Below are 14,961 nucleotides of genomic sequence, written 5' to 3'. Positions count from 1 at the left end.
GTCAATTAAAATCCAATGTTTAAGGAAAATGTATAACTACGCGTTGTCGGATAGCCAAATGCCATCTGAGTTTCCGGATCAGTACCCGAATAAGGCGTTATCGTAAATAAGTTGTTGGCAAGCAAACCTATTTGAAGCTGTTTCACAAACTTCTTGAACATTGCTGGATTTGCACGCCAGTTCAGACCGAGTTCAGTACATTTGATATACGCGCCTGACTCAATATCCTTATCCACCAAGTATCGTGTGTAATTAGATGTCCCTTGCGAATAAAACGGAATATCCGTCACATCACCGTGTTGCCTCCAGCGATACTGTTGATTTTTCAAACGGTTGGTACGACTCGCCGTCACATCATCGGTCTCTCCACTTGGTCCTTCACGGCGATCCTGAAAACCTTTGATCATATTACCATCTGCAAATACGAAGTTGCTCGTCAAGGTTATATTTTTGTAACGAATGCGTGTATTAAATCCACCATACATCTTCGGATCCTGCTGGCCTAAATAATAGGTTGTATACTTGGCTTGCAGATCAGCTGTAGAAATCGTGGACAGATCAATGACTTCATCACCAACGACAGCCCCTTGCCCATCGATACGCTGTGCATTAACCATCATATGTCCATTAGTCGGATCAATATGGCTAAACTTATATCCAAACCACGACCGCATTGCATAGTTTTCAACATTTCTAGGATCGAGTGAGGACACATTCGGTGTTCGTTTATTATATACTTTATCCAAATTGTTCTTCACAGTTGTCAGGTTGGCACCCACCTCCCACAACCAGTCTCTATTTTTTACAACGTCGACACGAGCAGATAACTCCCAGCCTTTGTTAGACAAAATGCCGGCATTCATCATAGAAGAAGTACGCCCCACTGAAGCTGGCAAAGCTACATCATCCAATAGGTCCGTCACTTTATTATCGTAATAATTGGCTTCAATATTAACACGACTATTCAATACGGACATATGAATCCCATAGTTGATGTCACGCTTTCTTTCCCATTTCAACACAGGATTACCATAATTAAAGGCAGTTGCCTTAGCAATATCATCATAGATTACGGCCCCCAATTCATAAGTATGAAACGGATAAACCGAACGGTTGATACTGCCAGTATACCCATAACCATACGCCAACACAAAACGATTTAACCAAGGAAGGTTTTCCCGAACAAAAGCTTCTTCATGCGCATTCCATTTAACACCGGCAGACCACAAGGGTGTAAATTGATTTTTTGATCCGATAATGTCCACACCATCTGACCGAAAATTGGCATTCAGCACATATCGGTTAGCATAAGCATAAGCGATCGAACTAATGAACGAAACCGAACGATCTTTTTCGTAATATGTACCGCCCAACCTACTCAAATCCATTTTTTTATAGTTAGAAGCAGGAATATCATCCCAAGATGGATATCCCGCCATCCGATAATCTTGCAGATAGACCGGATTAAAGTGTGAAAACCGATTATTTGTACGCTCGGAAACCTCATTGGCAAAAAATCCTTGAACATAGTGCTTCTCCACAAATGTCTTATTATACTCTATCGTATTGCGCACAGTATAGTCGATGGTTTTCCCCGAATTTTCCTCCAAAAATCCATAGTTGAATTTCTCCAATATACCCGCTCCTGTAGTTTTTGCACCATTAAGCCTGTTATCTGCCCATGAACGGTAAGTTCCCTCACGAGACTCATCCATAGACTGTACATTCGTATAATTCAACACAGCTGACCCCCGGTATTGAAAACCATCTAAAAACTTCCATTCTACTCCTAATTGACCTCTAGCATTACCATAATCTGTACTCAACGTATTTTCGCGAAGTTCTCTAAGAATATTAAAGGTCTTGTAATTGAGATCAGAGTAATAGTTAAGGTCATTATCTACACTTCTATAGCTTTTATCCCAAGCATAGGTGCCGTCAGAATTATATGGCTTTTCGTATGGGTTAGCAAACATAGCATACCGGAACGGATCTAACTTAGACTGGCCTTCTTTGTTCTTTTTGATTGTGGTATAAAGGTTAAAATCGACCAACAACTTATCATTAATATTCCTGGTCAGTTTCGCACTCATACCACCTTGTTTAAACTTATTCTCCATCAAAGTGCCATTTGCGTCTTGATAATTCAGGGATACATTATACTGTAATTTAGTACTGCCCCCCGACATGGAGACATTATGCGTTTGCTGATAAGCAGGACTGTACAAGACACCCATCCAATCGGTATTGATGTCACCTAATTCTCCTATCCTTCTTTCAAGTTCGTCTTGGGTAATAGTCCCATTATCTGCTTGCATCAAAAGCTGATTAACGCGACCACCATATCCGGGATGAAAATCGTCATATATTTGTCTTTCAAACGCAATCTTCTCTGCCGAATTCATAAAACTAAATGAATTCTCAGGACGCATCGTCAATCCTTGTTTCGTGGAATAATTGATGTAGTCTTTACCTACCTCCCCACGTTTCGTGGTAATAACAATAACGCCATTGGCTGCACGTGCTCCATATATAGAGGCTGCAGTAGCATCTCGGAGAATATCTATCGTGGCGATATCTTCGGGCGGAATATTACCAATACCATTGGTCAATAGGCTATTGATATTCGAACTCGTTTTATCCATGCCAGCCACATCACCATTCTGTAAAGGCATTCCATCCAAAATAATTAATGGTTCAGCATTACCGGTCATAGTATTGCTACCTCGAATCACTATAGAACCAGTCTCTCCAGGACGGCCAGAATTTGACCGAACATACACCCCTGTCATTTTCCCACGTAGTGCCTTATCGATAGTCGTAATTCCAGCCCCCTCCAAATCTTCTCCCTTGATCGAGGAAACATTCCCTACCAGCTTGCTTCTCTCACGTTTTTGCAAACCTGTGGAAACAACAACATCTTCAATCTCCTGTGCTTTGATTTTTAGAGCTACCGTCAATGTTTTTTGTGCTCCTACCAGCACCTCCATTGGGTGGTAGCCTATACTGTTCGTAATGATAGTCTGTGCAGGCGAGATTCGCTGCATTTTGAAATTACCATTCTTGTCAGTAGACGTTCCAATCTTAGTTCCTTTAATCAATAAAGTCGCTCCTACAACTGGCTTGCCGTTTTCATCAACAACCTTTCCTTTGATGGTATCTCTTTGATCAGTTTGCATGGCTACCGCAGGAGTAGAAGTTTCGGCGGACTTTTCAGTCTTCTTTTTCACCAATACTTGCTGTCCGGACAACTTAAATTCCAACTTGGTTTCCTTCTCTAAGAGTTGGATTAAACGTTCAATAGAACAATTGGTACAATCGATTGAAATCGCTGGTACAGCAGCAACAGCCTTATCATACAGAAAGACATAATTGCTTTGCTTTTCAATCTGGCTAAAAATACCAGGTAGTGACTTCTGCCTTACGGAGATATTAATCTGAGCCAGCACTACCCCCACGTGAAAAACAGCTAGACACAGTAGTACCCAATGTATTGGATAAGCTCTCCAGTGCCTATACTTCATGAAAAAATGCTTCATAATGGTTTTGAGGTTAAATAAATTATAATTAATTGATTGTTAGTTTTTTTCGACTTGTATTTCGATATCAAAGAATCGAAGCATATCAACGACTTCTTTCATCGAATCCGTTCGTTTGATACGTCCAGATATTTTCTTGGTTGTATCTTGCTGCTTTATACCGATCGACACAGGATACCATCGCTCCAACTCCTTAACAATAGTCTCTGCATCAGCATCATCAAAATAGAAATCTCCGTCTTTCCAGGCTATCACCGCTCCCGGATTACTCAACGTCTGTACAATAGGTCCTGTCTTTCCATCCAACTGAATAAACTGCTCAGCAGGCTTTAATACAACAGGTCTACTACTTTTATCAGCACTGGTCACTTGTACTGCCCCCTCTAGTAAAGTGACCGCCTTTGTTCCTTCTTCTTTATATTGCCTGATATTAAAATGAGTACCCAGCACCCGTACTTGCTGCCCATCTGTTTTTACGATAAATGGTGACTTCCGATTATGTGCAACTTCAAAATACGCTTCTCCATCAATCGTTACCTCCCGCCTGTCACCTTGAAAACGAGCAGGAAAAACAATCTTTGAAGAAGCGTTAAGCCATACTGCAGTACCATCAGAAAGTATAATCCGCAGTTGCTTTCCTCGCGCAGTCTCTACAATTTGTTCCTGATCAAGTAAATCCTCTTGATGTAGCTTCCGAAAATCCAAGACTTGATCGGCAATGGCCAAATAGGCAATATTAGTATCTAACCCATTTTGGTCATCCAATAAAATGGTGTCTCCATTGGATAGCACGAGCTTTGATAGCGTGCCTGCATCCGCAAAAACCTCTCTCAACTGATTTTCGCCGAGATACTGATGATTCGTAGCACTACGATACATCCATACCGATACGGACAGAAACAATACCATTACTGCAGCAGCTACAGCCCATTGGTTCCTATAAAAAGGAACGACCTTCGCATCGACAATACTATCGAGACTGTAATCTCCATCCTGCTGAGCTTTGGCAACAATTCCTCTCCACAGTTCTTCCTTTTTATACTTATTTGGCCTATTGGATAGCATCATATTTTTGAGTTCTATAGGTATAGTCTGTCTTTTTTTGAAAACATACTATGTAGGAATGAAATATTTTTATTTTTTTATTCTTTGTAGAAAAGTGAGGTATATGGTGCTTAAGGAAGGATTAAAATCAACATCATCTTGTCGCTCGAGCCGCGACAGGGCTCTTCTTTCTCCTTGAACGAGAAAGAAGCAAAGAGTCAAGACTGTGTAACCTATGTTCATCACGGCACATAAAGCTATACGTGCGGTTTCCTAGGTCGCCGCAACACTGCCCACCCATAGACTGGAAATCCTTGGTTACTGCAATATGTACGATAATCTGTGATAGCTTTATGGCCTTAGTCTCCATATGTTACAAGGTCGCCTTTTCACGTGTTGATTATTGATCGCTTGTTCCTTTTTATCAAGAAAAATTGCGTAGCAACCTCCAGAGGAAACGAACATGCCCCGCGCCGGCAGAGAGGCGCACCTTTTAAAACTTAATGAAAAACAAAAACAGCAACCAAGTAACTTTATCTCCAAACCGCAGCTTTAAACGTTTCAAAGCAGATGAGATTTGGTTTCTCACTGTTTGTACCGATATACCCAGTTTGTCGGCGATCTGTTGGGCAGAAAGATTTTCAAAACGGCTCAATAGAAACACTTCCCGCATCTTATCAGGCATAGCATCTATTTCCTTCTTTACCAATTGGTTTTCTTCCGAAAAATCATCCTCCTCACCTTCGCGGAAGCTATAATCCCAATATTCTTCCTGTTCATCAAGAGGAACGAAAATCGGAAACTTGTCTCTCTGTGCATAGAAATCATATATCTTATGCCTCAACATAGATAATAGATACCCCTGTATATTAGTCTTCACATGCCAATATCCTCTATTTTTCCATATAATATAAAACACGTCTTGGGTTATATCCGAAGCATCTTCTTCTCGGGGAAGTTTCTGAAGAGCCATACGGTACACTTTTTTCCAATAGCTGTCGAATAGCTTTTTAAAAGCTATGGGATCAGCATCATTGATCGCCTGTACCATTTCAAGATCTTCCCTATTCAAAATATGAGTAGTTTATCCGTGTCCAGATTAGTTAGTGTAACATTTTAGATGTCAAGTATAAGAAAAAACAAGTGTGAAAGAAAAAAATAAATAAAAAAGCCCCTGATAAAACGAGTTACCAAGGGCCTAACTTCACTTATTATTTATTATTTCACAAGATTTTTTGTCAGCCAAGCGTAGGTTTTGGTGCGTTGTGCTGGATATATTTTATGTTCCCCCTCAGGTATAATATACAACTGCTTTGGAGATTGTATTGCATTATAAGCGGCAAAACAGGTCGTCGGTGGGGTTGTAACATCGTTGAATCCCCATGATAAATAGGCCGGGACACTAATGTCTTTAGCGAAATTGACCACATCAAAATAAGACAAACTCTTCATTACGGTCTCTTGATTGTCCTTATACAATTCTGGCTTGGTAAAGAAATGAGGCCATCCTCCTGCTCTGTTATTCAGATATCCTGTGAAATCACACATAGCTGGACACAATGCGACCATATAATTGATCCGTTTTTCCAGAGAGGTGGTAATAATGGACAATGCTCCACCCTGACTGGAACCCCAGCCGCCAACATTCTTACCGTCGAATTGCGGTAAGGAATAAACTAAATCTACCGAACGCACACAACCCAATACCACATTTTTGTAATAAAAAGAGTCTCTATTGGCAATACCTTTATATTGGTAATCCTTTAACTCATTAACCTGTAGGTCCGCATAGAAAGCTTTATCATGGATGACAGGTTTACCATGAATATATAGATCCAGTGTTATAAATCCCTTTGCTGCTGTACCGGGATCCCCTCCAAGCGGCGCCCACCCAGCTCCCGGAAAACGAATAATAGCTGGATACTTTCCTTCCTTCTTAGGAATCGACAACACACCAAAAAAGCTCTTTACTCCATCATTATAAAACTGATATTCAACCTGGTAAACATCTACATCACTCGTGCTTCTATCCGATATTGGAGTGAGCTTTGTATTTAGTGGAGTCGTCTTTGACTTAGCAATTGCCTCTGCCCAAAAAGCTTTAAAATCGGTAGGCATCACTACCGTAGGTTTAATGGTTTCAGGTTCAAAAGCTACAGTCGCTACTGACTTATAAATCTTATCCTTTACACGTACACGTACGTCACAACGAAGAAAACCAGCGGTACTGACCACTTCTCCGGGAAGCTCGGCATAACCTTGCTCTAAGGAAATCGTCCCTTTAGAAATAGGTTCCATTTTCTCCATTCCTACCATATACGTCATATTTGCATTAGCAACAGGCTCTCCGTCAACGAACAGCTTTATTTTAAACATTGGCTTTTCGCCAATTTTATAGATCCAATCTTTCTTATCGGGTAAAACAGCAAATTCTACTCCATCTGTTTTTACAACCTTCGGCTCTTCTACATCGATACCTGCGAGATTATGTTGTGCCTGCAAAGGTGACCACGCGATAGATAGCCCTGTCGCCAGCACAACTGCTACTAATACAGTCTTTAAGTTCATTCTTTTATTGATTATCATTCGTTCCAAATTTAGTATCTACACAACTATAAACCAATGGCGTAAATATTCCTTCCAGAGAAGAAAGAAGCTACTCCTCCATCCGCTGCAATCTTGGGTTGATATAATGAATTGACATCCTGTTGATAAGGATACTTACCCAATACCTGTCCTGCCGTATTTAATACATAACCAAACCCATCGATACACGTCGCAAAAAGTTTATCCCCCTGTATCTTCAAGTCAGTCAATTGTGCAGGTAGCTTTACATATTTCAAGACCTTACCTGCGCCATCCAAGTAGACCACATCCCCCATCTCTGTTGCAGTAGCCAACTTGGTCTCACCGTCCTCCACATCTACAATAGCAATGGGGCGTCCGCCAACATTCGCCCGCCAAGTCTTAAAGCTGTTTCCTTCAGGAACATTGACATATAACCAACCGTCACCCCTTCCAAATACAGCTTCTTTTTTCCCGTCACCATCCAAATCCTTAATAACAACCGAATAGTTCCATGGTGAAGCAGAAAATGCTTTAGAGGGTTGTCCTTTATGATTAGCTAATTGATGGTAATAGTATTCGGCTCCTATGGCAATATCATCGAATCCGTCACCATCCATATCTCCTGCAGCGCCTACTGTAGCTCCATGGGTAATGGGACAACGCCAAATAAGTTCGCCTGTCGTTGGTGAAAAAGCATAATAGTGCCACCCTTGGGATCCCACGATCAAAGCTAAATCCCCTTGGGTATCCAATTTTGCAGGAAACATCGTAGTCACCGTACCAAATCGCCTATGCCAAGGAGCTATAGGCTTGGACCAGGCTATTTTCCTGTTCTCATCGACCAGATATACCATTGCCTTGGCATCGTCTAGATTTTCCGGAAAAACAGCAATAGCCCATTTTGTTCCTTTTCCGGTTTGTATAGGAGCTATCGCTGTAATCTCCTTAGCAAATTGATGTTCAAAAAGCGTATTCCCTTTTTCATCCATAAGGACAAAAGTTCCATTACCAGTACCCACCGCTATCTCTTTCCCCTGCTTTGCCAGATAGGAGATGTTACTATTCAGTGTTTTGATTGTAGCAATCTTACTTTCCGCTGTTTCAACACGAACAGGATTGGATGGTTGTAATTGTACACCCTTTAAAAATTGTGTACGGAGAACTGTTAAATAAGGCCCGCTAAGCAATTCTTTAGCATCGATAACAATATCTCTTGCTGTTTCTGATGTCCATATATAGTCTCCAATTTTTACGGTACGCGCCCCTGAGGCCAATATTCCTTCTGGCCCCATAAAACACCGATCAGCATCTATTTCCACATCTTTATCCACATACTTTCCAATAATGGCGAGATGATATTCTGATCCAGATTGTACGGCATATACATGGCCCGCCAATTGATGGATACGAGGAGCTACCGGATTCTCTCCCTCTACAGCATGCATAAAGTTTACATAATACAACTTATCTCCTTTCTTGTAAGCCCCCTGTTTGCGCTGCACCACTTGTCGACTGTTCAGATCGAATGACTTTTGGTACCCCATGAGGTTACCATCTTTACGCCCCACACCACTTTCAAAAAATGTCTTTGTAAAGCGCGTCGCTCCACTTCCTTCAACAATAAAGAAGTTATAAGGAATGCCATCATTCAAATTTTTCTGTGTCAACTGCACTGCTTGATCCTTGACCTGCATGTTTCCCACACTTTTCCAAGAAATCTCAATTCCATAACTACCAGGCGTCAGCACATCGACTTCGTCAATGATCCAAAGCCCCTTGCGAGCAAGGTAATTAATATTTCGGGTCCAATTGACACCATTATACTGTTCCAACTGCAACGACAATAGAGATTGCTGCTTATTACTGCTTTCTAAAGAGGCTCGTACCTGGGAGGCAGCGGCTTTATTCCTTACTTTAAAGTTACGACTAAAATCAAAGTGCTTTCCATCCCTATTCACTACCATGGAATTGTGGTCTTCTGGAAATTTACGGATGTAATCTCCCTCCCATAACCACACCCTATCGCCCACCATATATTGAGCAAGGCCATTTGCATCAAAGTGACCATGGTTACGCCCATCACCATTAATCCCAGTAACTGTTAGGAAATCAGCCTTATCATCCCAACCACTCCTGAATATAGCCTTATCCAATAAGGGTCTATTGAACAATCCTTTTATTTTGTATTGGGTCTGTTTGAATTCATCTAAAGTGAAATAGCTCAGCCCATGCGTATCTGCCCCCGGAGAAGCCATATCTATCGGTGTCTCAATCCCCTTACCGGCATTGTTTCTATTGATTAGCTTCAGGATATACTTAGCTTCTTCATCATCAAAAAGATCGATAGCCTGTTTGAGGAATGGATGTGAACTATAGTGTCCCAACGCATTGGCATCGCCATATCCTGCCAAGTAGCCAAGATGGTTGTACTGAGCCTTTGCAAAGCGCAAATATCCCTGGAACAATGGTGATTTGAAAAAATCAAGTTTATACCGACCGCTCACAATAGCATAGTCTATAAATATACGATACACCAGATATTGATAACCTGCTGCATCTTCAGGCGAATAGGGATGTGGCGCCACGCCATCAAACCCATTATCTGCGACTTCCTTCCAATAGCGCGCAGGTTGATAATCGTATCTCGTCAACAGATATCGAGCAGAAGCAGCGACAGTCCTCGAAGCAAAACAAGAGTGATTGGTAATATAACCTTTAGTACCTTCATCATAGAACTTCATGGGCGCTACCATCTCCCAAAAATTCATTGACTCTTCGGCTATACGTCGCATAAACTCAATGGCCTTCAACCGATCCGTATCCGAAAAAGCTTTCGAGTTTTCGACTGTATACATATACGTCGGAAAAATATGAAATTCAAAAGTCGGCGGTGTCTTATTAGGACCATCATATTTGTCATAGCGCTCCAATATCATATTCATCATCTCGGCAAAAGTCTTTACATAAGCATCATCACCTGTCATCTTGTACTTTTGCACAGGCTTTGCCAAGAATGTCTCCAAAGCTATATTATTTCTACGCGAATCATCCTTAGCGTAGTGCTCCAACAGTTCTTCAATAAAAACTTTGTGATCCTTGGTCGCATCTTCATTCTCCCACCCCTTACACGCTATAAAATAAGGGATCTTGTCTGGTTTAGATGATTTTTTGACCAATATTTTGATCGCTTCGTCAAAATCAGCGTCCGTATTGCCATTGATATATAGCACGTCTTTGCCCCACGACAAAGCATTGGGAACAGTCCGTACCTCATAGCCTCTGTCATTATTCCCTAATAAGTTATTGGCATCAAGCTCACGTAGGGGCATATTATATTTTGCGGCTCCAAAAAGTATAATATTCTTATCTCCAGATCTCGCTTCATCCCAGTCGACTAAAGGAACTTTTACCTTCCAAGCTTTCTCCAGCTCCTTTTGCAAAAGCAATCCTTTTTGATTATTTGCATCCTTATCCGCCTTGACAATCACAGCATTTGCTTGAGCTCCCTTTTTTGCCATAGCTATACTCACTCTTCCTTTATAAGCTCGGGTTCCTGCAGGAATTGCCGTAGTTACTTCTCTCTGAAGACCGTAAGTAACGGTCGAGTAGAGATAGTTGTCTATATTTTGGGCCAGGCCCTGAAAGCTCCAGATGCAGAGCAGGATAAAGGTTAATTTAATTTTATGCATGTTTTTATTTTTCTCAATAATACCTGTAAACATTATAGCATCTTTATACCGCCCACTCTATAACGCAAGCCGACCTCATGGGTGTTACTCGAGATCCGTTGGCTATTGACCGCATTGCCAGGGCTAAACTGATAGCTGTATCCCACTCCTATATTTCCAATATTAAGCTGTAACAGACCTGCCAGATCTCCTTTATTCTGTACTCCCAAGCCTATACCAAACTTTTGGGCAAAGAAGGCTAAGGCATTAACATCAAATCGTGCTCCTGAGCCCTCCATATGGCTCACAATAAAGGAAGGACGAACATGAAAACCATCATCAATACGCAATAGCGCCCCACCTGTGGCATAGTATACTTGTCTAAAATGATAATCCTGGTCACGATGACGCTTGTTGAGGACAAAACGTGGAATGGATACACCAACATAATAAGTGTCTTCCTTAAAATAAGAAGTACTAATACTTACAACACCTTGATTGGTACGAGTATCTTGAGCAAACAAAGGGTCTGAAGGCGCCAACTTGGAATATTCGCCCGTATGCATCAATATCCCTCCTCCTAGAGATAGTCCCAAGTATTCCTTTTCTGAAAGACGCACGGCCGAAGCCACATAAGCGCTTAACTCACGTTCTTTTTCAACACCAAGGCTGACCTGTCTCATATCTAGTCCTACAGTCGCCCCGAAACGTTTGATCCCCATATGGCCACTTACCCAATAGGATTTGGGGGCACCATCGATTCCAACCCATTGCTGCCTGGTGAGGATTGTTGCGGCCCCGTTTGGATCCATTAAACTCAGCGAGCCATTAAAGGCAGTTCTCAACTGTCCAAATTGATTGTAACTGAGACTATGCTGTCCGTAGCTCATCAAGGGTATCCATGACATAGAGACTACATATAGTAAAAGAATAATGTATTTTTTCATCTGTTAGTTCTTTTTCACGACAATAAATCCTTGATAATACTGCCAATTGCCACTGATCTTAATTTTCAACTTATAGAAATAAGTACCGTCGGGAACATCCATTCCCGTAAATACACGTTGATCATTATCATATCCCGTGATTTCTTTAATCAGATTGCCACTACGGTCAATGATTGTTAAATGATTCTCAGGATATCTTTCGATATTTTCGATAGTCAGAAAATCGTTTACTCCATCCCCATTAGGAGACACCGCCTGTTGAACGACGATGAGCGGACTGCTTTTAGGATCTATAATCTGAACCAGTGCTGTCACATCAGTTGCTGCTTCATAGTTATGATTTCCCACCTGTGATGCCTTCACGGTAAGCGTTCCTCCTTTTAACAATACCAGCTCAGCGCCCACTGCCGTGGCCAACCTCTCGTCATCCACTGTCAACGTAACTGGCAATTGACTGTCAGATGTGGCCACCACAGGTAGTGTTCCCGCGTTCAACTGTACCTGTGTCGCTACTGATAGCGTAATCACCTGTGATGCCTTTGTAATCTTAAATATCGCTTCTATAAAATCATTGGGATTCCATTCATAATTCGTACTATTTAATGAAAGTGTATAAGGCTGGATCTGATATTCCCCAACATCCTCACCCGGTTCACGCTTTAAAGAACCGCTAAACAAGCTGAAGGGATCCTCATTATGTACTAAGCCTGTCACTGTATATGCAAATACAGGATCATCATGACCATATACTTTGGTATTGGCTACTGCAGATATCGTTAACGCTACCGGCTTAATAGAAAATAATACCTGAGGATCCGAAGTAATCGTATAACTTGATGTAACATCTTGTCCATTCCCATCCTTCACTACTAACGCATCTGTCATAAAAGGATAATGCCCTACATCTTCACCTGCACCACGTTCCAATGTTCCGGTCAAACTATAGCCAGAAGGAAGACTACCTTGACTGACGATGTATGTAAATGCCGGATCATTTGCCCCGTAGAGTTTGCTCACCTCTCCTGTGGCTGTAATCGTAAGCGGCATACCAATAATCTGAAACTGTGCAGGATCTATTGTGACTACATAATTACTGGTCACATTGTCCGATCCACTCATCACGGCCAAGGAACCCAAGTGAAAATCATAATACCCCATGGTCTCCCCAGCATTACGAGTCAGTGCTCCCGTTGTCGTATGCCCAGTATTTAATGTCCCTTCTGAAACACTAAAATTAAAAGTCGGCTCTCCCGTTCCAAATGATTTCGTCAATACATTTGATGAAACAGTTATCGGTCTTTTTTTCACCACAACAGTAAATTCTAATTCAGCACCATCGAGATTGGATGTCCCTGGTAACGTTACTTTCAGTGTTCCCTCTTCACCTGAGGCATTGGCTCTGACACCTTTGATGGTATACGTATTGCCTACAGATGGTGTAGTGACAGCGAGTAAAGGGTCTACTGCTGGATCTTGGACAAAGGAAAAAACCGGAGCTGGTACATCAAGATTGTTGTGTGATAGTGTCAACGTTCCTTGATCTCCATAGACTAGCTCCAATGGATCGCCTGCCTCAACAGGAATCTCATTTGTACCATCATTCCATGTTGCTGTGATTTTAATAACAGGCTTTAACTTCTGTATGAAAGCCGCATAGGTAGTACTACTGCCCGCAGTCAAAGGAAACGCATTACCATTAGAATTAAAATCTACAGTTCCAGTGAACCTACCCGCTGTGTAAACATTGCCAAGCTTATCTACTGTAACAGAATGGCCAGCGTCACTTCCTGCTCCTCCCATCGACTTCGCCCAGACAAAGTTACCGTCATTATTGAGCACCAATACAAACGCATCTGTTAAACCATTAGACACCAACGGAAAATTACCTTCCCCTGGATCAAAATCAATATCAGCCCCAGCGGTAAAATATCCTGTTGTGTAAACATTCCCCTCCCCATCTAAAGCAATGGAGTATCCGGAATCAGCAGCAGCTCCACCAATATTTTTGGCCCATAACACTGTTCCATTTGTATTGAGCTTTTGTACAAAAACATCATGTACACCTGCACTAATAGAAGTCAGTTTTATCGATGGACCGAAAGGCGCATTATTTCCGCGAAACCCTCCTGTCACATATACGTTGCCGGTCGGATCTACTGCGAGACCGAAGCTATCATCATGAGGAGCTGGAAGTCCCATACTTTTTGCCCAAGAAACAGTCCCATTGGCATTAATTTTAGTTACAAAAATATCTCTAGCACCAGTAGTACCAGCATTAAGTGTCACATTCCCAAAAGTAGCAATCCCTGTAAAATTTCCAGTAACATATACATTCTTCGCTGCATCAACCCCTAAAGAATATCCCACATCATTGGTCGGCCCTCCCATGCCGATAGCCCACACAAAGTTGCCATCACGATCCAATTTTTGAACAAAGATATCTGTAGTACTCCCCTGTCCGACAAGATTATAAACACCAGAACCTGGATCAAAATCTGCAGTTCCCACAAAACTTCCTGTGGTATACACGTCACCGTCAACATCCACTGCAATACCATTAGCTATGTCAAAGCCAGTACCTCCCATTTGTTTGGCCCATATAAAATCTCCTTCTGTACTTAGTTTCAGTACAAACCCATCTGCTGCCCCTTTAGAGGTAAGCACGGTAGAAGGATCAAATTCCACCGTTTGCGTGAATCGTCCTGTCAAATAGACATTTGCCATGTTATCTAAGGCTATACCATAAGCGACATCATCGGTAGCCGAACCATATCTCCTTGCCCATAAAAAATTACCATTAGCATCTAGTTTTTGAACAAAAATATCTTGCCCACCGGTTGAACTCATCAAATAGGCCCCTGATCCAGGGTCAAAATCGACATTCGTACCTTCAAACTGCCCAACGACATAAACGTTTCCGCTCGCGTCCACCGCCGTAGAAAACAACGCAGCATCCCCTCTAGTAGCGTTCACATTCATAGATACAGCCCAGTCAAAGGTATGTTCCTGTGCATATCCAACTTTCGCTATTGACAACGAAAGAATAGAAACACAGATATATACCAGTAGAGACGTTCGTTTAAAAACAAAGCCTCTGCTAGTATATTCAGTCTTTAGAAGACGTTGAATTGAATTAAATCTTATCATAACGACTTAGGTTAAATGGTTAATATCGTCTGTGCCATTCCGCACATC

Annotated in this window: 7 protein-coding genes; all 7 read right to left on the bottom strand. The window is 41.7% G+C overall.

The genetic code is table 11. The features are described from left to right. Positions 1 to 5: 5 nt before the first annotated feature. The 7 genes from M472_RS29430 to M472_RS29400 all read right to left on the bottom strand — a co-directional run bounded on the left by M472_RS29430 (position 6) and on the right by M472_RS29400 (position 14,913). Complete coding sequence (locus tag M472_RS29430; RefSeq protein ID WP_081643111.1) at positions 6 to 3,539, bottom strand: SusC/RagA family TonB-linked outer membrane protein; 3,534 nt, start codon at positions 3,537 to 3,539, stop codon at positions 6 to 8. Positions 3,540 to 3,578: 39 nt separating this feature from the next. Continuing rightward, on the bottom strand, positions 3,579 to 4,607 hold the full coding sequence (locus M472_RS29425) for a FecR family protein (protein ID WP_021069457.1): 1,029 nt from the start codon (positions 4,605 to 4,607) through the stop codon (positions 3,579 to 3,581). A gap of 469 nt (positions 4,608 to 5,076) precedes the next feature. After that, on the bottom strand, positions 5,077 to 5,655 hold the full coding sequence (locus M472_RS29420) for an RNA polymerase sigma factor (protein ID WP_144062660.1): 579 nt from the start codon (positions 5,653 to 5,655) through the stop codon (positions 5,077 to 5,079). Positions 5,656 to 5,801: 146 nt separating this feature from the next. After that, on the bottom strand, positions 5,802 to 7,151 hold the full coding sequence (locus tag M472_RS29415; RefSeq protein WP_158499883.1) for an acetylxylan esterase: 1,350 nt from the start codon (positions 7,149 to 7,151) through the stop codon (positions 5,802 to 5,804). A 44-nt stretch (positions 7,152 to 7,195) separates the two neighbouring features. Next, entirely contained in the window at positions 7,196 to 10,840 is a 3,645-nt protein-coding gene (locus tag M472_RS29410; protein ID WP_158499882.1) for a YncE family protein, read from the bottom strand. 32 nt (positions 10,841 to 10,872) lie between these two features. After that, complete coding sequence (locus tag M472_RS29405) at positions 10,873 to 11,766, bottom strand: PorP/SprF family type IX secretion system membrane protein (RefSeq protein ID WP_081643110.1); 894 nt, start codon at positions 11,764 to 11,766, stop codon at positions 10,873 to 10,875. A gap of 3 nt (positions 11,767 to 11,769) precedes the next feature. Continuing rightward, positions 11,770 to 14,913 (bottom strand): MBG domain-containing protein, encoded by a 3,144-nt coding sequence (locus M472_RS29400; RefSeq protein WP_081643109.1) that lies wholly within the window; start codon positions 14,911 to 14,913, stop codon positions 11,770 to 11,772. Between the last annotated feature and the right edge of the window lie 48 nt (positions 14,914 to 14,961).

Source organism: Sphingobacterium paucimobilis HER1398 (assembly GCF_000416985.1).
GTDB lineage: Bacteria > Bacteroidota > Bacteroidia > Sphingobacteriales > Sphingobacteriaceae > Sphingobacterium > Sphingobacterium paucimobilis.
The sequence above is the reverse complement of the archived record's forward strand: the minus strand, read 5'-3'. Positions and strand labels throughout refer to the sequence as shown.